The 20,272-nt window shown below is 59.1% G+C and carries 17 protein-coding genes; 9 read left to right on the forward strand and 8 right to left on the reverse strand.

What is annotated here, in order from left to right; genetic code table 11:
- The first annotated feature begins 31 nt into the window (after positions 1-31).
- Genes Q1B40_RS17075 through Q1B40_RS17085 form a run of 3 tightly spaced genes read left to right on the forward strand, consistent with a single transcriptional unit; the run spans position 32 to position 2,060 of the window.
- Positions 32-640: an ATP-binding cassette domain-containing protein gene (locus Q1B40_RS17075; RefSeq protein WP_299816979.1), complete on the forward strand. Its 609-nt coding sequence runs from the start codon at positions 32-34 to the stop codon at positions 638-640.
- A complete protein-coding gene (locus Q1B40_RS17080; protein WP_299816981.1) occupies positions 637-1,437 on the forward strand; it encodes an ABC transporter permease in 801 nt (266 codons plus the stop codon). Before Q1B40_RS17075 ends, Q1B40_RS17080 begins: the two co-directional genes overlap by 4 nt.
- Positions 1,434-2,060, forward strand: a complete 627-nt coding sequence (locus Q1B40_RS17085; protein WP_299816983.1) for a glutathione S-transferase family protein — start codon at positions 1,434-1,436, stop codon at positions 2,058-2,060. Before Q1B40_RS17080 ends, Q1B40_RS17085 begins: the two co-directional genes overlap by 4 nt.
- On the opposite strand, the gene Q1B40_RS17090 is transcribed toward Q1B40_RS17085, so the two are convergent.
- On the reverse strand, positions 2,057-2,752 hold the full coding sequence (locus Q1B40_RS17090) for an aspartate/glutamate racemase family protein (RefSeq protein ID WP_299816985.1): 696 nt from the start codon (positions 2,750-2,752) through the stop codon (positions 2,057-2,059). The genes Q1B40_RS17085 and Q1B40_RS17090 overlap by 4 nt on opposite strands.
- A 120-nt stretch (positions 2,753-2,872) precedes the next feature.
- Here Q1B40_RS17090 and Q1B40_RS17095 point away from each other — a divergent pair, with 120 nt between their 5' ends.
- Positions 2,873-3,274 carry a hypothetical protein gene (locus tag Q1B40_RS17095; RefSeq protein ID WP_299816987.1) on the forward strand — a complete coding sequence of 134 codons (402 nt, stop codon included), beginning with the start codon at positions 2,873-2,875 and terminating at the stop codon, positions 3,272-3,274.
- On the opposite strand, the gene Q1B40_RS17100 is transcribed toward Q1B40_RS17095, so the two are convergent.
- From Q1B40_RS17100 to Q1B40_RS17120, 5 genes are all read right to left on the reverse strand, one after another.
- The gene (locus tag Q1B40_RS17100; protein ID WP_299816989.1) at positions 3,268-4,581 is read right to left on the reverse strand and encodes a cyclic nucleotide-gated ion channel; all 1,314 of its coding nucleotides are present in this window, start codon (positions 4,579-4,581) and stop codon (positions 3,268-3,270) included. The genes Q1B40_RS17095 and Q1B40_RS17100 overlap by 7 nt on opposite strands.
- Positions 4,582-4,774: 193 nt before the next feature.
- Positions 4,775-7,432 (reverse strand): alanine--tRNA ligase, encoded by a 2,658-nt coding sequence (gene alaS, locus Q1B40_RS17105; protein ID WP_299816991.1) that lies wholly within the window; start codon positions 7,430-7,432, stop codon positions 4,775-4,777.
- Positions 7,433-7,733: 301 nt separating this feature from the next.
- Positions 7,734-8,816, reverse strand: a complete 1,083-nt coding sequence (gene recA, locus Q1B40_RS17110; RefSeq protein ID WP_299816993.1) for a recombinase RecA — start codon at positions 8,814-8,816, stop codon at positions 7,734-7,736.
- A gap of 225 nt (positions 8,817-9,041) precedes the next feature.
- Positions 9,042-9,818, reverse strand: a complete 777-nt coding sequence (locus tag Q1B40_RS17115; protein WP_299816995.1) for a hypothetical protein — start codon at positions 9,816-9,818, stop codon at positions 9,042-9,044.
- A gap of 273 nt (positions 9,819-10,091) precedes the next feature.
- A complete protein-coding gene (locus Q1B40_RS17120) occupies positions 10,092-10,346 on the reverse strand; it encodes a hypothetical protein (protein WP_299816997.1) in 255 nt (84 codons plus the stop codon).
- A gap of 232 nt (positions 10,347-10,578) precedes the next feature.
- Between Q1B40_RS17120 and Q1B40_RS17125 the strand changes: the two genes are divergently transcribed.
- Complete coding sequence (locus Q1B40_RS17125; protein WP_299816999.1) at positions 10,579-11,259, forward strand: hypothetical protein; 681 nt, start codon at positions 10,579-10,581, stop codon at positions 11,257-11,259.
- Positions 11,260-11,712: 453 nt separating this feature from the next.
- Here the strand turns inward: Q1B40_RS17125 and Q1B40_RS17130 are convergent, their stop codons facing one another.
- The gene (locus Q1B40_RS17130; RefSeq protein ID WP_299817001.1) at positions 11,713-12,315 is read right to left on the reverse strand and encodes a hypothetical protein; all 603 of its coding nucleotides are present in this window, start codon (positions 12,313-12,315) and stop codon (positions 11,713-11,715) included.
- Between the two features lie 542 nt (positions 12,316-12,857).
- On the opposite strand from Q1B40_RS17130, the gene Q1B40_RS17135 reads away from it, so the two are divergent.
- Both Q1B40_RS17135 and Q1B40_RS17140 read left to right on the forward strand, forming a co-directional pair.
- Positions 12,858-13,793 (forward strand): PfkB family carbohydrate kinase, encoded by a 936-nt coding sequence (locus tag Q1B40_RS17135; RefSeq protein ID WP_299817003.1) that lies wholly within the window; start codon positions 12,858-12,860, stop codon positions 13,791-13,793.
- Positions 13,794-13,948: 155 nt separating this feature from the next.
- A complete protein-coding gene (locus tag Q1B40_RS17140) occupies positions 13,949-14,824 on the forward strand; it encodes a pseudouridine-5'-phosphate glycosidase (protein WP_299817745.1) in 876 nt (291 codons plus the stop codon).
- A 120-nt stretch (positions 14,825-14,944) separates the two neighbouring features.
- Here the strand turns inward: Q1B40_RS17140 and Q1B40_RS17145 are convergent, their stop codons facing one another.
- Positions 14,945-17,398 (reverse strand): DUF3772 domain-containing protein, encoded by a 2,454-nt coding sequence (locus Q1B40_RS17145; RefSeq protein ID WP_299817005.1) that lies wholly within the window; start codon positions 17,396-17,398, stop codon positions 14,945-14,947.
- 619 nt (positions 17,399-18,017) lie between these two features.
- Here Q1B40_RS17145 and Q1B40_RS17150 point away from each other — a divergent pair.
- Together Q1B40_RS17150 and Q1B40_RS17155 are read left to right on the forward strand one after the other, a co-directional pair.
- On the forward strand, positions 18,018-19,235 hold the full coding sequence (locus Q1B40_RS17150; RefSeq protein ID WP_299817007.1) for a cell surface protein: 1,218 nt from the start codon (positions 18,018-18,020) through the stop codon (positions 19,233-19,235).
- Between the two features lie 96 nt (positions 19,236-19,331).
- Positions 19,332-20,258 (forward strand): DUF6384 family protein, encoded by a 927-nt coding sequence (locus tag Q1B40_RS17155; protein ID WP_299817009.1) that lies wholly within the window; start codon positions 19,332-19,334, stop codon positions 20,256-20,258.
- Positions 20,259-20,272: the final 14 nt, after the last annotated feature.

The raw sequence follows: 20,272 nt of genomic DNA on the forward strand, positions 1-20,272 counted from the left end.
TCTCCAGCGACCTGGTCTGGGGGAACGCTTGGTGCTGACAATCGAGAATCTGAGGACGCCGCTGGTCGGGCCGGTGGATCTTGACTTGGAAAAGGGTAGTTTCACGGCGATCTCCGGTCCCTCGGGAGCTGGAAAATCCCTGCTCTTGCGCGCCATTGCGGACCTCGACCTGAACAGCGGCATGCTGACCCTCGAAGGAACGGAGCGGGAGAAAATGCCGGCGCCTGTCTGGCGCAGACAGGTTGCGTTCGTTCCGGCCGAAAGCGGCTGGTGGGCGGAGGACGTGCGCGATCATTTCACCGAGACGCCGGATCTGGGAAAGCAGCTGGAGGCTGTCGGTCTGAAGGACGCCCTTTCCTGGCAGGTTTCGCGGCTCTCCACGGGAGAGCGCCAGAGGCTCGCGCTGATCCGTGCACTCCAGCTCGGCCCGAAGGTCCTGCTGCTGGACGAGCCGACTTCGGCGCTCGATCCACCGTCGGTCGCCAGGGTCGAGATGCTGATGAAGGACTGTACGGCAAGGGGGTGCGCCATTCTGTTCGTCACCCACGATCCGGACCAACCGGACCGTCTGGGCGCCCGTCACCTGTATATGGAAAGCGGCAGGTTATCTGCCTCCCCTTCGCGGCAAGACGCGCCATGAGCGGATATCAGGCCCTCACCTATTGGGATCTGGTCGCCGCCTCGATCTTCCTGGTTCTGAACGCGGTTTTCTCCATCGCCCTCAACCTCGGTCTTGCACGCACGCTGATCGTTTCCGCCTTGCGCATGACCGTGCAGCTCGTCCTGGTCGGCCTGATCCTGAAGGCGATCTTCTTTGCAGGCTCCCTGTGGTGGACCCTGCTTGCCGCCACCGTGATGGCCGCCTTTGCGGCCCGCGAGATCCGGGCGCGCCAGAAGCGGCGTCTCGACGGGCTTTTGGGCGTTGGCCTCGGCGCCGGGGCAATGCTGCTCGCCGGGTCGCTGGTCACGCTCTACGCCCTTGCCGGGCTGATCCGTCCGGAGCCCGTCTGGCAGCCGCAATACGCCCTGCCGCTCTTCGGAATGATCCTCGGAAACACCATGACCGGCGTCAGCCTCGGCCTCGACACCCTGCACACGGCGCTCGCACAGGGAAAGCGCGACGTGGAGGCCCGGCTACTTCTGGGCGGAACCCGCTGGGAAGCGACGCGCCCTGCCCTGCGCCAGGCGCTGCGGTCCGGCTTCACACCCATCATCAACGCCATGGCGGCGACCGGCGTCGTCTCGCTGCCGGGCATGATGACCGGCCAGATCCTCTCCGGCATCGATCCGCGCGAAGCCGTCAAATACCAGCTCATGATCATGTTCCTGCTGGGTGGCGCCACCGGGCTCGGTGTGCTGGGAGCAACTTTCGCCAGCATCTGGCGCCTTACCGACACAAGGCACAGGCTGCGTCTCGACCGGTTGGAGAAACGATGATTGATCTTTTCGGAGCCGAATATTCGGTCTATGTGCGCGCCGTCCGGCTGGCGCTGGAAGAAAAAGGTGTCGCCTATGTGCTGCACCCGGTCGACGTCTTCGGCCCGGAAGGACCGCCCCCCGGTTATCTGGACCTGCATCCCTTCGGCAGGATCCCGGCGCTGAAGCAGGACGGTTTCACTCTTTACGAGACAACCGCCATTCTGCGCTACGTGGACGAGGCCTTCGACGGCCCGCCCCTGCAGCCGGAAACGCCCGTGGAGCGGGCCCGCATGACACAGATCCAGTCGATCCTGGACGCCTATGCCTATCGCACCCTGGTCTGGGAGATCTACGTCGAGCGGGTGGTCAAGCCCCGTGAGGGCGGTGCGCCCGACGAGGTCAGGATTTCCTCCGCCCTCGGCCCGGCCCGCAGGATCGTGTCTGCGCTGGAAGCTCTGGCATCACCCGGCCCGTTCCTCCTCGGTGACCACCCGACCCTCGCCGACTGCCACGCCGCCCCAATGCTCGACCTTTTTCAGAAGGCAGAGGAAGGCGCCATGCTTCTCAAAGCTGCGCCCCGGCTCACCGCCTGGTTGGAAAGGGTCAGGGCAAGAGACAGTTTTCAGGCTGTGATGGCCTAGACCTCAAGCGCGAAATCCAGCGCTGCCTTGGCGTGCAGCGCGGTCGTGTCGAAGGCGGGAATGTCGAAATCCTCCGCCTTCACCAGAAGACCGATTTCCGTGCAGCCGAAGATCACCCCGTCCGCGCCGCGCGCCTTTTCCCGGGCGACCGTCTCCAGATAGGTTTCCTTGGAATCCGCCCAGATTTCACCGCGGCAGAGCTCCTCGTAGATGATCCGGTGGATCTCCTCACGGTCCTCCGCCTCAGGCACTCGCACGTCTATCGCGTGCCGATCCTTCAGGTGGCCCTTGTAGAAATCCTGCTCCATCGTGTAGGCGGTGGCCAGCAGCAGCGGCGCCTTGCAGCCGGCTTCCCTGATCGCAGGTGCCGTCGCATCGGCGATGTGGATCAGCGGCATTGAAACCGCCGCCTGCACCTGCCCGGCCATCTTGTGCATCGTGTTGGTGCAGATCACCAGGCACTGCGCGCCGCCGCGTTCCAGGTTGCGGGCCGCGTCGACCATCATCTCCGTCGCCTCGTCCCAGTCCCCGGCGGCCTGGGCGGCCTCGATCTCGGCGAAATCGAAGGACCAGAGAAGACATTTGGCCGAATGCAGCCCACCGAGCCGCTCCCGCGCCATTCGGTTGAGCATCTGGTAGTAGGTGGCGGTGCTCTCCCAGCTCATCCCACCAAGCAGTCCGATGGTTTTCATGCTACGTTTTTCCTGCCATGGTCAAACAGGAATATCAGCAGGGCGACAATGATTGAATCATTTTCTCAAGAAAGACGCTTTTCTTTTTATTCGCAATTCCTTGCAGGACTTTTCTTAAGCTTGTTTCTTCTGCTTGCAGCCAGCTCCGGGGTGAGCGCCCAGAGCGTTCATGAACCGGCGCGCGGCACCGCCGAGCGCTCCGAGCTGCTCAACGCGGTGCGCCCGATGCTGGAAGCCAGGGTCGGCCCGCCGGTCGAATTCGTGGTCGACTGGATGCGGTCGGGTAGCGGCTGGGCCTTCGTCCAGCTCAGCCCGCAGCGTCCGGGTGGCGGCGCCATAGATCTCTCGCGGACCACCTTCGCCAGCGATGCCGAATATATGGACGGCCTGCTCACCTTTGCGCTGCTGCGGCATCAGTATGGCCGCTGGAACCTGGTCGATTTTGTCGTCGGCCCGACGGATGTCTTCTGGCAGGGCGATCCGCTCTATGCCCAATTGCCGCCGGGCCTCACGCCCTATTGAGGCTTCGGATCCTCGGGAGGTTTCTTGTCGGGCCCGTCTGCCTCGTCCTTGTCCTCTTCGCCGAAGAGCTCCGGTTCCTCGCGCGCGTCGTCCATTGACGCGAACACGCCGGCCTGCTGCAGTTCTTCCTCGGCAAGCTCGCCGAGGATCTTCTTGCCCTCATGCGCACGTTCCTTCGCCTCATCCATGATTTTCTTGGCGAGTTCCCCGTCCCGGTCCATAAGGTGATGCAGCGCATCGGCCTCCAGCACCAGCAGCTGGCAGTCCCTGTAGGCAGTGATGTTCGCGGTTCGCCGGGTCTGGTTGATCAGCGCCAGTTCGCCGAAGAAACTCCCCACGCCGAGATAGACCGTTTCATGCGGCAGTCTGATTTCCACCTCGCCGTCTGCAATGAAGAACATCCGGTCCGCCACCGCGCCTTTCTCGGCGATCGTGCTTCCCTTGCGCACATTCTGGGCCTGCAGCAGCTTGGCAACCTCGGCGATTTCCGTTGCCTTCAGGTCTTCGAACAGCGGCACGCGCGCCACCATCGACCAGGTAACGACAAAGTCCCGGCTGTGAATCTCCCGGGCGAAGGCCGAAGCGATGATGCCGACCGGCAGCGCGATCAGACCGTAGCCCATGAACATGACTACGCTGGCGACCATTTTTCCCAGATTGCTGACCGGCACGACGTCGCCGTAGCCGACCGTCGTCACCGTGGTGATCGCCCAATACATGCCGTGCAGAATGCTGCGAAACTTTTCCGGCTGATGACTGTGCTCGATCAGATACATCACCGTGGCCGCCAGCAGCACGACGCCAAAGATGATCATCGTGGAGCCGAGCAGCGCCTTTCTCTCTCCGGCCACCGCCGAGATAAGCGAGCGCAGGGCGGGAGAATAGCGGGCGAGCTTGAGAAACCGCAGCAGCCGCAGGATGACGACGACAGTCAACGCCTGGTTCGGCAGAAACAGCACGAAGAGCAGCGGCAGCGCGCCGATCAGATCGACGATGGCATCGGGATGCATCGCATATCGCACCCGCGCCCAGAACGGGCCGTAACGGCGCAACGGCGGATGCAGGTCGGCGACGTAGAGCCGCAGGATATATTCAACCAGAAATATGAAACCGCAGCCGAGTTGTACGAAACTCAGATAGGTGTTGAGAATCTGCCGGACTTCCGGAACCGTCTCCAGAACGGCCAGCACGATATTGGCGAGAATCAGAAAGACAAGAAACTGACGCAGCGTACGCGCGGCGACCTTCCGTTTGCCTGTATCCTCGAGCACTTCAAAAAGCGCCCGCTTGACGTCCTGGCCCTGCACCGCGCTTCTCCGTCTATCATGAGCTCCCGCATGAATAGCGGAAGAAAGCAAAAGGACAAAATACCGGGCCGCGCAGCGCCCGGAAAGCTGCGAACAGGATCAGGTTGTTTTCAAAAGGCTTTACAGCAGAACGGACAGGCCGGCCTCCGGTCGCTGGACAAGGAGGCGTGCCTTACGGCACGCCTCATCGGCGCTACAGTCCTGCCAGATGCGCTTCGATGGCGGAAACCGCGGCATCGGCCTTCGAGCCGTCCGGGCCGCCGGCCTGGGCCATGTCGGGACGACCGCCGCCGCCGCGGCCGCCAAGCGCCTCCGATCCGATCCGCACCAGATCGACGGCACTGACTTCTTCGGTCAGGTCCTTGGTGACGGCCGTGACGATAGCCGCCTTGCCGTCGTCCGCCACGCTGATCAAGACGACGACGCCGGAGCCGAGCTGGGTCTTGGCCTCATCGGCCATGCCTTTCAGGTCCTTCGGATTGATACCTTCCACGGCGCGGGCCATCAGCTTGAACCGTCCGGCGTCCTTCACCGGCGTCCCCTCGCCGCCTCCGCCGCCCATGGCGAGCTTCTTACGGGCATCGGCCAGTTCCTTTTCCAGCCGCCGGCGCTCTTCCATCAGCTGGGCGACGCGGGCTGGAGCCTCGTCCGCACTGGTCTTCAGGATGCCGGCGATTTCGCGCACGCGCTTGTCCTGCGCATCGAGATACGTGCGGGCCTCGGCGCCGGTGAGCGCTTCGATCCGGCGGACACCTGCCGCAACCGCACTTTCCGACACAAGGGTCACGAGACCGATATCGCCCGTGCGCTTCACATGGGTTCCACCGCACAGTTCCAGCGAATAGGGCTTGCCTTCCTTGTCGCCGTGAAGGGCCGTGCCCATCGAGACGACGCGAACTTCATCGCCGTATTTTTCGCCGAACAGGGCCATGGCGCCGGCTTCGATGGCATCGTCCACCGCCATCAGGCGGGTATCCACCGGCGCATTCTGCAGAACGATCTCGTTGGCGAGGGTTTCGACCGTTGCCAGTTCCTCGTCGCTCATCGGTTTGGGATGAGAAAAATCGAAGCGCAGCCGGTCCGGCGAGACAAGCGAGCCTTTCTGCGCCACATGGGTGCCGAGCACCTCGCGCAGGGCTTCATGGACAAGGTGGGTCGCCGAATGGTTGGAGCGCACCGCGCCGCGCCTTGCGTGATCCACCTTCAGTTCCAGGGCCGTCCCCGGAACCAGCTCTCCCTCCTCGACCGTAACGGCGTGCACGAACAGGCCGTCGGCTTTCTTCTGGGTGTTGGTAACGCTGACCCTGACGCCGGCGCCCAGCATTTCGCCGATATCACCGACCTGGCCGCCGCTTTCGGCATAGAAAGGCGTCTGGTTGAGAATGACGTAGCCGCTCTCGCCGGCGGACAGTTTATCAATCTCGCTGTCGTCGGCGGCGAGCGCCGCAACAACGCCCTCGGCGGTTTCGGTCTCATAGCCGAGGAAGTCGGTCGCACCGTGCTTGTCCTTCAGGGCGAACCAGACGGCCTCCGTCGCCGCGCTGCCCGAACCGGACCAGGCTGCACGAGCTTCGGCCTTCTGCCGTTCCATGGCGGCATTGAAACCATCCGTATCGACGCTGATGTCGCGGGCGCGCAGGGCGTCCTGTGTCAGGTCGAGCGGGAAGCCGAATGTGTCGTAAAGCTTGAAGGCAGTTTCTCCGTCGAGCCGGCCACCGGAAGATAGATCCTCCGTCGCGCTGTCGAGCAGTCCCAGGCCGCGCTCCAGCGTCTTGCGGAAACGGGTTTCCTCCAGCTTCAGCGTTTCGGTGATCAGCGCCTCGGCGCGGATAAGCTCCGGATAGGCCCGGCCCATTTCCCGCACCAGCGTCGGCACCAGCCTGTGCATCAGCGGCTCCGCCGCGCCCAGCAGATGGGCATGGCGCATGCCGCGGCGCATGATCCGGCGCAGCACGTAGCCGCGTCCTTCATTGGACGGCAGCACGCCGTCGGCAATCAGGAAGCTGGTGGAGCGCAGGTGATCGGCGATCACCCGGTGGCTGGACAGTGCGGCGCCGCTGGCATCCACGCCTGTTTCATGTTCGGACGCGGAAATCAGCGCCCGGAAGAGATCGATATCGTAGTTGTTGTGGACGCCCTGCAACACGGTTGCCAGCCGCTCCAGCCCCATGCCCGTGTCGATGGACGGCCGCGGCAGGTCGAGACGCGCCTCCGGCGTCTGCTCGTATTGCATGAAGACAAGGTTCCAGATCTCGATGAACCGGTCGCCGTCTTCATCTGCAGAGCCCGGAGGACCGCCCCAGATATGCTCGCCGTGGTCATAGAAGATTTCCGAGCACGGACCGCACGGGCCGGTATCGCCCATCGTCCAGAAATTGTCGGATGTCGGAATGCGGATGATCCGGTCATCGCTCAGACCGGCAATCTTCTTCCAGTAGTCCGCTGCCTCGGTGTCTTCGGAATAAACGGTAACCAGCAGCCTGTCCGCGGGCAAGCCGAATTCCCTGGTGATCAGGTTCCAGGCAAGCTCGATCGCCCGGTCCTTGAAATAGTCCCCGAAAGAAAAGTTCCCGAGCATTTCAAAGAACGTGTGGTGACGGGCGGTGTAACCGACATTGTCCAGGTCATTGTGCTTGCCGCCGGCGCGAACCACCTTCTGCGCCGTGGTCGCCCGCGAATAGGGACGCTTTTCCAGGCCGGTAAAAACATTCTTGAACTGGTTCATGCCCGCGTTCGCGAACATCAGGGTCGGATCGTTGCGCGGGACCAGCGGTCCGGACTCGACCACTTCGTGATCGTTCTTCTTGAAATAGTCCAGAAAGGTCGATCGGATTTCATTAACGCCGGTCATTCGGATCTCGCATCGGTCCGGCCCCGTTCCGCGGGCCTGTTAACAGTCTTTCCCGGCCCGGTATCCTGAACTGGATGCGCGCCGGAACAGCCTTTTAACTTTGACCTCCAACCCTGTCCAGCGGTTGCACACCGGCAAGGTCGGGCAAACCGGCGGCAACGCCTTCAGATCAGCTTCGTCCGGGCCAGATCCTGAAAACCAAAGGCCCTCTTCCGGCGAACGGAAAAGGGCCCTTGAAAAATTCAAGACAGCTGGGCAGCCTGCCTCCAGGAGCAATCACCTGAATGCAGGCAAAAGTCTCTTATTCCGCGGTATCTTCCGAATCGCCAGCCGCGACTGCATCCGGATCGATGATCGCTTCGGCAATGAGGCCGGCATTCTGCCGGATGGCAAGTTCGATCTCATCGGCGATTTCAGGGTTGTCTTTCAGGAATTGCTTGGAGTTTTCACGCCCCTGCCCCAAACGCTGGCTGTTGTAGGAGAACCAGGCACCGGATTTTTCAACGATGTTGCCCTTCACGCCCAGGTCGATCAATTCACCCGTCTTGGAGATACCTTCCCCGTAAATGATGTCGAATTCGACTTGACGGAAGGGAGGCGCGAGCTTGTTTTTCACCACCTTCACACGGGTCTGGTTGCCGACCACCTCATCCTTGTCCTTGATCGCGCCGATACGGCGGATATCGAGACGGACAGAGGCATAGAACTTCAGGGCGTTACCGCCGGTCGTGGTTTCCGGCGAACCGAACATCACCCCGATCTTCATGCGGATCTGGTTGATGAAGATCACCATGCACTTCGACTTGGAAATCGAAGCGGTGAGCTTGCGCAGCGCCTGGCTCATCAACCGCGCCTGCATGCCCGGCAGGCTGTCGCCCATCTCCCCTTCCAGCTCAGCCTTCGGGGTCAGGGCCGCGACGGAGTCGACGACCAGCACGTCGATGGCGCCGGACCGCACGAGCGTATCGGCGATCTCCAGGGCCTGTTCCCCGGTATCGGGCTGCGAAATCAGCAGGTTGTCGATATCGACGCCCAGCTTGCGCGCATAAATCGGATCCAACGCATGTTCGGCGTCAATGAACGCACAGATGCCGGCGGCCTTCTGGGCCTCGGCGACCACATGCAGCGACAATGTGGTTTTACCGGAGGATTCGGGACCATAGATCTCGACGACACGGCCACGCGGCAACCCGCCGATCCCCAGGCCAATATCCAGGCCCAGCGATCCGGTTGAAACCGACTGAACCTCAACGGCCTGGCCCTGGCCCAGCTTCATGATCGATCCCTTGCCGAAGGCTCTTTCGATCTGGCTGAGCGCTGCATCCAGCGCTTTTGTTTTATCCATCTGGGTGCTTTCTACGAGACGAAGTGTACTTTGCGACATGGCTAACGCTCCTTATTCCACGATGGACGCGGCGTTTCAATGAAAGCCTTTGTACACTTTTTGTTCTCATTTTGCAACCTGGTCAAACCGATTGGTATCTAAATGGAAATGACCATTTGTTTCCAATATGTTCCCACCCGCCTGCTAAAAACTTACGCAACGTAAGAAGAGAACAGGAACACGCCCCGTTGTAGCGCGCAACTTCATTTGGCGAATCGCGGAACTTCACTTGGCATCCGGATTTTTTAGATTAGTGAGTGCAGTGGCAAGTCGCTTTCGTGAAGCCGTTGATAAGGCGTGTGCCACGGCATCTTGAACTTGCTGTATCCCGATCGCCTTGAAAATTGCTTTGTCTGTCGCACCAAGGTCTGGCTCCAAGGCAAGCGCGGCATTTAGTGCTGGGAGCACTTCAGCGATCCGCGAAAGAGAGGAACGTAGTTGTTGAGATCGATTGTCGTCACCTGTGATGCTTTCCCCCATTTGGCTTATCATCGTGACGAGCGTACGATGATTTGCAGCGAACCATTCCTGTTCGTCAATATGGTATTCTAGATTTGGCGAGCCAAGATTTGCGATAAGCGATCCTCTCGCAACGCGAAGCGCTCGCTTGAGCTTCTCTGAAGCGTCAACGTGTATGTCAACCTCCCGCTCGTCCTTCATCAATTTCGTCTGAATTTCGAAATACTCAGCGCTACGTCGAGCTTCTTTTGCTTGTTCGCGGGTGGCTTCCTTGGCCTCTGTCGCCACTTCTCGCGTTAACCTCAATTCTTCCCTAGTCAGTCTCAATTCGTCTTGTTGTGTGGCCAATTCTCTCGATTGAATACGCACAGCATAAGCAAGCCAGAAGAATGCCAGGGGGGCAGAGAAACCGGCGAGAAAGTCACCCAATTCGTTTGCGTCAAGGCAAAAGAGCGCATTCGTCGCGTCGCATCCGTTGGAGTTCACCAACACTAGACCGCCAACCACAAGCCAGACCACGGACGCTATCAGCATCCATTTCATTTGAAGTATTGCCCTGTTTCCGAAGTTTCCATTGTTGCTCGTCCGACCTCGGCAGCGGCGTGAACTGACCGGCTGACCGAATACACTCTAAGCATCGTATTGCTCTGACAGTGCGCTTTTTGTTGATGAACTAGTGGTTTTCTCCGGGACCATCAGTCAGCGCGTCGAGCCTCAAAAATCTGAGCATGCCCGCAATAACGGGGAACGTAAAGCGGGTAGCCTACCCGCTTCAGATCTCCCAACTTGCGGAGCACCGTGGCGATGTACTTCATCTCAGTCACGGTTTTGTGGATTACTAACAGCTCGAAGGGACCGGCTTATCTCCGTCACAATTCCCAGAACGATCGCGAAGAGAATGATTAAGGTGCCCCGATCGATTGCCTGCCCGGGCGTGCGCGAGCCCAAATAGCGGCCAGGCGTCGGCTCCACGATGAACTCAAAAGCAACACCGAGCCCTACCAAGAACTCCATGCCGCCAACTAAAAGAGCCAGATACGCGGCGATTTTGCCGAGGCGAGTAAAAAGCATATGCTATTCCATATGATTCGTGAGGCATTCGATACCACACCTTAAACCGCGTTTAAGCCGCCTCTGAAAGTCGCACGCTGTAATCTCTTGATGTTCCTCTTTTTATTCACATCGCAAGAACTTATGACCAGCGCACTAAGATTGATCAATCGTCATTTATCCAGTGGTCCAAACCTGATTGTAGATTCATTTTTTTGACGATGATCATGGACACAAACGGACGGACCTAAATGTGATGCGTTTGGTCGGTTCTGAATTCTTCGAAGGTACAACAATGGATCCCAAAGCTATCGTCAAAGCCCGCAGTAGGTGTCGCTTGGCAGAAGATGCATTCAGCAAGCTCGATAGTTGTGAGAAATATCTGGACTTCTGTGATTTCTGGTACCAGTTCCTAATCAACGCGTCGGGTATTTTCACCGTTCTGGAACAAGGCGCAAAGATGGATCAGCGCTGCTTTAATTGGTATGGCAACAAGAAATCAGAGCGAAAAAGGGATCCTCTTCTCAGCTACTTTCATCATGCCAGAAACAGTGACGAGCACGGTCTGGACTTTGGAACAGAAGTCACACCCAACAAGTTTATTGGTGGCATAAAGGCAGAAGGAGCAAGCCGTCGCTTCATGGACGAGGGAGGAAATATCTACGAGGATGTAGGCGCCGCATTTGAACTGACAAACGTCAACCCCTCAGATATCCCAAAATTCACATCTCTAGACGGAAAGCCCGTCTCTTCACAATTCACGCCGGCGAAGATTTCTCTTGTTGCCGTCACTGATCGCGGTCGCGTTTATCATCCGCCTAATGAGCATTTAGGTACACCTATGAACGTCACTAACCCAGTTGAGGCCGCCGCTATTCTTTTAGAATATCTTCGACACCTAATTGATGAAGCAGAGGGTTTTCGTAGACCATAGCTCGATAAGCGAGTTCCAAGACATACCGTACGTCTTCGCAATACTGAACTTGTCCAGGGGAGCGAAAATAAATCGCGTCCATTTGTACCTTTTTTAGTCGAGGGATCAAAAGCAAATGTTGCAGAACTGCGATTTATTTCTTTCTATGAGCAACACTTCACGAATTGGGCTAAGTTTTCCAGTCAAATTATTAATGGCGAAGTCAATCGGATAGAAATCTCCATCGAAGTACATGTTGTAGGTGAAAATGAGCCGCTGATTGAAAAATGCACGATGCATCTAAGTGATCGACTGCGTGCCACTCTGCAAAACCGTAAAGAACGCCGTGATCGAGCCAACTTGGCTTCCGTTTGCAAATAGAGCGATTCAATGGCGAAACGGCGTGCTTTCAACTGGACTCGCATAATGTGTCATATGGAGCACTTGAATCAGGCCCTTCGCAAGACTTGAATGCTATGATCTGTCATCGGAAGTATTGTATATAAGCACCCCACTTTGCTCATCAATTTCAACAAGAGAGGTACTCCGCACCTCCTCTATATTGTTGGTTGCTGCGTCGCTATGGCATTTAGCGCTGATTTGATTGATCTCCGGCTTAAAGCCACAACACTTCCTCCACTCGACTTTTAGATTATTATAAAACCTAGACAGCTGGAGCTCCACTGCATCGGAGAGTTCTTTTCTATCTTTAGCATCGATCTTCTTTTTTGAATCCGTAGTTCTATTATGGGACAGATGAGCAATTTGTGCGTTGACCCGATCACCCAGACTTTTTTTCAAGAAATTCCGGTCAACTTTATAATTTTCACCAGTAAACCACCTTGGATCAACATCACAGGCGCCATGGTTTTTTAGAAATTCAATAATGTTTCGCGCATGAATGCAAAAAGATTCAATTAATACATTAATGACAATTTGGCTATCAGGTGAATTTAATATGAGAATATGCGTAGCCCTAAGCATATCCACTTCATATTTCAGAAATCTCCGCAAAAACTCTTCAAGAATCTTATCGTCGGGTCTCGGTTTCTGTCTATTTTTTCCACTCTTTGGCATCGTTGTTTAGGTCCCACTAATGAGTTTTTTGTTCCCACCTCAGTGAAGCGTACGATGCGCAAAAAAGAGTGAAAAGCGCAGAATGCTGTAATTCTTGATTAGGTAGGAACTGACCTTCCTAACCTTGAAACAGTGCCCACCTAAAAAATGCGCTGGTGTTGACTTCTAAAGGTAATTTCAACTGTCGGAAGATCCGTACTCCGTATTTCACCCCGATTCCGCCAGACGAACTTGCGCACCAATTCCCTCCTGGCCCCACTCCACTCCGTTAAAACCTCGCAGAATACCGCCAAATATCCCCAGATCCCGCATAATCCCGGTTTTCCCCGTTCTCCGCCATCCGTTCATGCGCGTTACACCCGTGTCTGTGCCTTGCGGAGAATCATCGTTTGTCTGCCGGAGAGAATCATCGCTGCTTTCGGGAAGCGGTTGCCGCACGCGCAGCGATCTGCTAGCCCGCTTCAGGTCACCGATCACACACCACCCGTGCGCTCTCGCCAGCGATCGCAACGCGGGAGATCTCGGCGAGGATGTTTCCGACGATGTTTTCCAGTTCCGCCCGGCCGGTGATCGCGATAGGCGCAATCCACCTCGACACGATCGCCCATGCCGGAGAAACAATCCGCCGCGAGACCTCCACGCCGGCGGCGTTCAGCTCACGGCCCGGCGGCGTGGCCACCAATGTCGCCCGCGCCCTTTGCCGGCTCGGCGTCGAGACAAGCCTCGTCGGCGCTCTGGGGGACGACAGCGCCGCGCAGATGCTCGCCGGCCAGCTTGGGGGCGAAGGGCTCAGGCTGGCCCATGCGACACGGCCCGGCATGTCGACCGGTCAATATCTGGCGCTGCACGATCCCGACGGTTCGCTTGCCGCAGCCTGCGTCGACGACCGGGTCTTGTCCGAAGCCCCTGCCGAGCTTTTCGACCCGATCCTTGCGGAGCTGATCACCCGTACATCAAGCGAAGCGCTCTGGTTTCTCGACGCAAATCTGCCGGAACCGGTGCTGAAGAGCGTGATCGGCCGGCTGACCACCGGCGTGAACGGACCACGGATGATCGCGAATGCCGTCTCCGAGGCCAAGGCCCCACGGCTGCAATCCGTTCTTGGACACCTCGACTGCCTGTTTCTGAATCGCGGCGAGGCCGCCTCTCTGACCGGTCTTTCCCGGGATGCCTCGCAGGAAGACCTCGCCCGTGCACTCGCAGAAACCGCTCTTCGCAGTTTCGTTCTGACCGGCGGCGGGGGCGACGTTCTGGTCCGGGAGGATGACGAACTGACGCGGTTTTCTCCGCCTCAAGGCGATATCGTCGATGTGACCGGTGCCGGAGATGCCCTCGCCGCTGCTACCCTTGCAGCACTGGCAAGAGGATATTCCCTCACCGGGGCCATTCCCTTCGGCCTTTCCGCCGCCGCACTGACGTTGCGCACGACCGGCGCACTCGCGGCGGATCTCTCCTGGGGTGCGCTCAAGGTCATTTGACCGGATGGACAAATTCACCGCTTGGCGCCGTACCTTGCGGCGCCTATAAGACCGGCACTCTCCTGAAACGCCGACATTGTCCGGCAGAAAGGCCCGTTCCCGTGACACACCCCGACACCGCCACCCTCAAGGATCTGATCGTCTACAATGACGAGATGCGGGCTGCCCTTGCGGCGGACAAGCCAATCGTCGCGCTGGAATCCACCATCATCACCCACGGCATGCCGTTCCCGCAGAACGTCGAGACCGCCCGCCAAGTGGAAGCCGATATCCGCGCCGAAGGGGCCGTTCCGGCGACGATTGCCATTATGGACGGCCGAATCATGGTCGGCCTGAGCGATGCCGATCTCGACCGCCTGGCGCAGGCAGACAATGTGATGAAGTGTTCGCGCGCGGACCTGACCTTCGCGCTTGCCTCCGGCCTCTACGGTGCCACGACGGTCGCGGCCACCATGATGGCGGCCCATGCGGCCGGCCTGAAGGTTTTTGCCACCGGCGGCATCGGCGGCGTCCACAAGGGAGCGGAGCTCAGCTTCGATATTTCCGCCGATCTCGACGAACTTGCCCGCACGCCGGTCTGCGTCGTTTCCGCAGGCGCCAAGGCGCTGCTCGATATTCCCAAGACCCTGGAAGTCCTCGAAACCAAGGGCGTTCCGGTCATCGCCTACGGCACGAAGGAATTGCCGGCGTTCTGGTCCCGTTCCAGCGGCCTTCCGGCCCCCTACTCCCTGAATTCGGCCGGGGAGATCGCCGCCCTTCTGAAAACTCGCGCCCTGTTTGCAGATCACGGCGGAATACTGATCGCCAATCCCGTTCCGGCAGTCGATGAAATCCCGCAGGACGAGATGGCCGGTTACATCGACACGGCGATCCGCAAGGCCGAAGCGGAAAACATCCGCGGCAAGGAAGTCACGCCTTTCGTTCTCGGCGCGCTGTTCGACCTGACAGACGGGCGCAGTCTTCAGACCAACATCGCTCTGGTCCGCAACAATGCCCGCCTCGCCGCCCGCATCGCAGTTGCACTGGCGTAGAGCCTGTCGCGTCTGAGCGGATTGACGGGCTCAGGAAGACGCCCGAGGCAGCGTTTGCATTGCAATTGCGTTCGGGCGATTTCCTGAAGTCACTTCAACGCGACGTGCTCCAGGGCAGTTTCAGCCCGGCTTTTCTGAACCGCCGCGCTGTTCGATCGCTTCGACCAGCCGGTCGATGTCCCTCAGGTGAAGGTCCCGTTGCGGGAACGGAATTTCGATACCGGCCTTGCCGAGTTCGTTATAGACGGTGAAGTAGAGATCCGACCGGGTGGTCAGGATGTTTCCGACGTCTTTCAGGTAACATCTGAGCTCGAAATCAAGCGAACTGTCTCCCAGCCCTGTGAACAGAACCGACGGCATCGGATAGAGCGTGATGGACGAATGCCCCCTGGCTGCATCCAGAAGGATCGATTTCACTTTTTCCAGATCGCTGCCATAGGCCACCCCGACCGGCAGAATGAGGCGTCCCGTCTTGCTCGACAGCGTCATGTTCTTGACTGTGCCGGCGATCAGGTCCGAATTCGGGATGATGACGTCATGCCGGTCGAAGGTCTCGATCCGCGTCGATCTGACAGAAATCTTGCGCACATATCCCGATTGTCCCGAGACCTCGATCCAGTCGCCTTCCTTGATCGGCCGTTCGATCAAAAGGATGATCCCGGAGACGAAGTTCGACACGATCGTCTGCAGACCGAAGCCGATGCCGACCGAAAGCGCACCGGCCACGACCGCAAGGCTGGAGAGGTTCAGGCCCGCAGTTGAAACCGCAATCAGGACGGCCAGTGTCAGACCGACATAGCTGACACCCGTCAGCACCGCATTTCTGGCGCCGGCATCCATCCGGGTTTGCGGCAGAACCGATGTTTTCAGAACGTTCTGGAGCCACCTCGTGACGAGCACACCCAGCCCGAACACCACAGCCAGAATAATGACGGAATCCAGTGACAGCCGGATATCGCCGAACTGGACACCATTATAAAGCAGCCGGCCGACTTCAACGATATCCGTTGGCCGCGCGCCCCAGGTCAAGGCGATCAATGGTGCAAAGACGAGGGTCAAGACGCAGACCAGACTGATCGCCAGCGAAATGGGGACCGGCTCCGTATCTTGCCTGTCCGTAACCGCATTGAAGATTTGCCGGGCGAGATGGTAAAGCAGATATCCTAGGCCCAACTCGGCCACGGTGACAATTATCGGAATGCTCGCCACCCGGGCAAGCTGGACATATCCGGCAAGAACGACGCCGACCGCCAGAATGGCAGCCCCTCTCATCAACAGGGACAGAAACAGCAGGAACCCGGAATCCTTCGGGGCCACCGCGGTTTCATCGGGTTCTCCATCCTCTCCCGCTTCGGACGGTTCCGCAGTGGCCTGGTTTTTTCTGAGCGTTCCCGCCAGCAACCACAGCAGCCCTGCCGCCAGGAAAATCAACGGCGCCGACAATACCGAGATAGCGGCCGGACCGAACGCCTGGTCGATCTCGAGAAATTCCAGAAGCAGCTCCAGCATCAGGAAAACGCCCAGCGCCTGACACAGCCGCAAACCACGCAGGGATTCCGCTTCCGAAAGATCGAGCATCCGCCAGCGCTGTGCCTCGGGGGCAAAAATCGTATGCCCCAGCCAATGGGCGACGATCATCACGACCGCGAACCAAGGCAAGGCGCTCACCACCGTCCTGACCGCATTCGGGCGGATATCCAGGATCGGAAGGATCGCAACAAGGGCCACAGCACCGATCGCGGGCAAAAGAATGAAGGTCGAATTGCTCGCCAGCGCAAGCAGCAGTCCCCTGACGCCTCCACGCCGGCGTTCGGCGTAGCGCATCAGGCCGCGCGAAATGGGAAACTGTACAAACATCAGAAAACCGAAACCGAAAACGGCAAGCCCCAGCGCGATGGGGACTGTCCGGTTCAACTGCTTGGAAACGCTCGGCCGCGCCAGCTCACTCTGAATGTCCCGCCAGAGGCGTTGCCGGAACTGCGAAATCTCCTGCAGACCGTCTTGCCAGGTGGAGATCGCCAGCGGTGACGGATACCGTTCCACGACGTCCTGCAGTTTCCTCAGTCGCAGCTGCTTGTCCAATTCTCGAATGAGAACCTCGACACGCTGCAGGGTCTCGCCTGCCTGCCGGATGGGTGCATTGGCCTGTGCCAGTGCGTTTTCCAGTTCGAGGCGACGCGCCGCGACATCGGCGGCCTCCTCGGCTCCCTCGGCGGGTGCCGGGCCCAGGCTGCCGAGCTGCGCGGAAAGCAGATCGACAGCAAGATTGTCCCGCCGAACGATTGCCGCATTGGTGTCCCGCACCTTGACGAGCTGCCCGCGCAGCAGCTCAAGCGCCTGCAGCGAAACCGTTTTTTCTTCGATTGCCCTGACCGCGCGATCGAAAAGCGATTGCGCGGTCATCTCCGCTTCCGCCGTCAGCGGCTCCTGGGTTTCCTGAGCGCGGGCATATCCACCCGCCAGGCCCGCCAGGCCCGCCAGGATCACGACTGCAATCAGAACTGTACGCACAGCGCTTCCGATCACCGGGAAACGACTGAAGCCATACGGGTCCTGCGCAACGTCTGCTGTCACGATCGGTCTCTTTTCCAAAAACTCACTTCTCCGCACAGGAGGCATAAACGGTCGTCGAAACAAGGCTGAAAGAGCCTAGGGTACGGACCCATAAAATTGTACTTCCAGGCACCAACCCGGCAAAGAAGAGCAAGGAAAAGCCTGAAGAGCCATGCTGGTGCATGGGGCAAAGGCTTTGACGCGGCTCTTCGCAGCCGGATTGATGTCCTTCGGATCGTTCAGAAAGCGATTGTCTCCGGCGTTGCAAAATCTTGAAAACCAGAAAGGTTTCCTGCGATCTTGCGCCTTGGAACCAATCGTTTTCTGAACGACCTGAAAGCATAATTTTATGAGTCCGTACCCTAGCCCCCATAGCGCCCCGCGCAACAGGCGTCTTCGGCGCCATCGGATTTCGGAGCTTCCAGCGAGGTTCGCTACACACATGTCGTAAAATCCGCCTATGGGGAACCGGAAAGGCGTGTATGCCTTGCCCGGCGACACCGGCTTTTGTGTTCCAAACCGTTGACACGGCGGCGTAAGCCTGCCCTAACTTGCGGCTTGAAATCGTTAACGGGACGATGCGGCAAAGGCGCACAAGAGCGCCGCAAAAATCGCCGCCGTCCTTTCGAGGAGGTCGAATATGACAGACGCGGCAGCACCGCAATCCCCGGGCACAACGGCGGTAGCCCCGGCAGCGCCCGCAGGCGGCTTTTCACCACTTCAGTATCTCGATCGCGCGCTCAGCACCCTGCGCGACGCCGGCATCACGCCGGAGACGGAAACCGACGCGCCGATCAATGCGCTGTTGGAGAAGATCTCCGATCTGTCCCCGGACAAGGTCCTCGTCATCACGCGCACCCTCGGACAGGCTTCCAACTTCAACGAAGTCGTTCGCTCCCAGGTGCAGCAGATGGATATCGGCGAGCGTTATGAAGAGGTCACCAAGGCCTTCGATTCCATTCGCGATGACGCCAAGGCGCTGGTCGACCAACTCGCCGACGGCAGGATTTCCTTCACCGAGAACCTGGCCAACACCTGGCGCAACATGCGCCGCGGCACGATCTCCGACCGCTTCACGGACATTCGCGACACCTACAAGGAAGTTGCCCGTGCCACAAAGGATCAGATCGATCGCGAACAGACCATTCTGGAAGCCTACCGTGATTTCCGCGGCGCACTGAAACAGGCTGAAGTCACGGCGCTGGAACTTCTCAACATGGCCACGGCGAAACTGGAGAGTGCCCAGGCAACGCTGAAGGCCGCCTCCGGAGACGTCGAGGCCTATACAGGCGACGATCCGGCACAGAAGGCAAGGCTGGAACTTGCGCGGGACGAAAAGCTGCGCGAAATGCAGGACGAGGAAAAGCGCTACCAGATCGCCAAGGACCTCTCCGACAACCTGACCATCGGCTACAACACCTCCGAGGTGATCATGGCGCGGCTGGTGCAGACCACCAACGCCAAGGAACGGGTGTATGCGCAGTCGGTGAGCTTCTTTTCGACCAACGAATCCGTCCTGACCGCGCTCAATGCATCCTTCACCGGCCTGCAGGGCCTGCATGAATCGACAGAAACGCTGAACGCCATGAAGGAAGGCATCAACAAGAGCCTGGAAACCCTGGCGGAGATCGGCGACGCGGTCCAGACGGAAGCTCTGAAGGCCGGCTACGGCCCCACGGTCGCTGCCGCTTCCGTCAAGAAGCTCGTCGATTCCGTCGTCAACTTTCAGGTTCAGTCCCGCGAGATCATTTCCGAAATGCGGGACATGTCGACGAAGAATTCCGAAGAGATCCGCACCGCGGTGGAAGACGGCAAGCGGCGGCTCGCCAAATTGACGGCTGAAGGCTCGGCTCTCTAGGGGTTCGCCCTTCCCCGCCGCGTAGACAGACTCTAGACTGAAGGGATTGACGGGCCGGACTTTCTCCGGCCCGCCCGATTTGAGAAGACTGCATTTATGGCTAGCAAGACCGACGCTCCTCTCGACGATCTGATGATGGCGATGGACGTGGTGGATACGCTGCGCCACGAAGAGGGTCAGGTTGCCCGGGAACTGAAGGCCGACGACCGCGACGCGGCGATGATCGAGCGTCTCCGTCAGGTCTATGCCGCGCAAGGTATCGAGGTTCCCGACCACATTCTCAAGGCGGGCGTCGAGGATCTGAAACGCGACCGTTTTCTCTACATACCTCCGGCCGCCGGCTTCCAGCGCACGCTGGCGATGATCTATATTTCCCGCGCCACCTGGTCGAAATGGCTTGCCGGGGCCGCCGCTGTACTCGTAATTGCGATCGCTGCCTGGTATTTCCTGGTCAGCCTGCCCGCGCAGAGGGCGGAGGCCGATTTCCTGGCCCGGCTGCAGTCCCTGCCGGACACCTATAGCGAACTGGTCGAGCGCATCGACACCCTGACCGAAAACGCCGAGGTGGAGGGCCAAGCCCGGACCCTGGCCGATGACGGACGTCTCGCCCTCGCAGACGGCCGCAATGACGCCGCCTTCAAGGCGGAGGCCGACTTGCGCCAGCTCGCGGCACAGCTTCAGGAAGTCTTCGAGGTCCGCATCATCGCCCGCGAAGGCGTCCCGACCGGCATCACCCGTATTCCCGATGCCAATCCGGACACCGAAAACTACTATATCGTGGTGGAAGCCGTGGATCCGGACGGCAACATACTCAAACGCAGCATCGCGTCGGAGGAGAGCAGCGCCGCCGAAACCGTCGACAAATGGGGCCAGCGCGTCTCGGAGACCATCTACAACGCGGTCCGCCGCGACAAGATGGAAGACGGCATCGTGCAGAAGGGCATCCTTGGCCAGAAACGGCGCGGCGAACTTGATATCAAATGGCGCGGCGGTGTTCAGGACGGAGCGATCACGAAATGGTAACAGCCCGGACCCCA

This window comes from uncultured Roseibium sp. (assembly GCF_947496995.1).
GTDB lineage: Bacteria > Pseudomonadota > Alphaproteobacteria > Rhizobiales > Stappiaceae > Roseibium.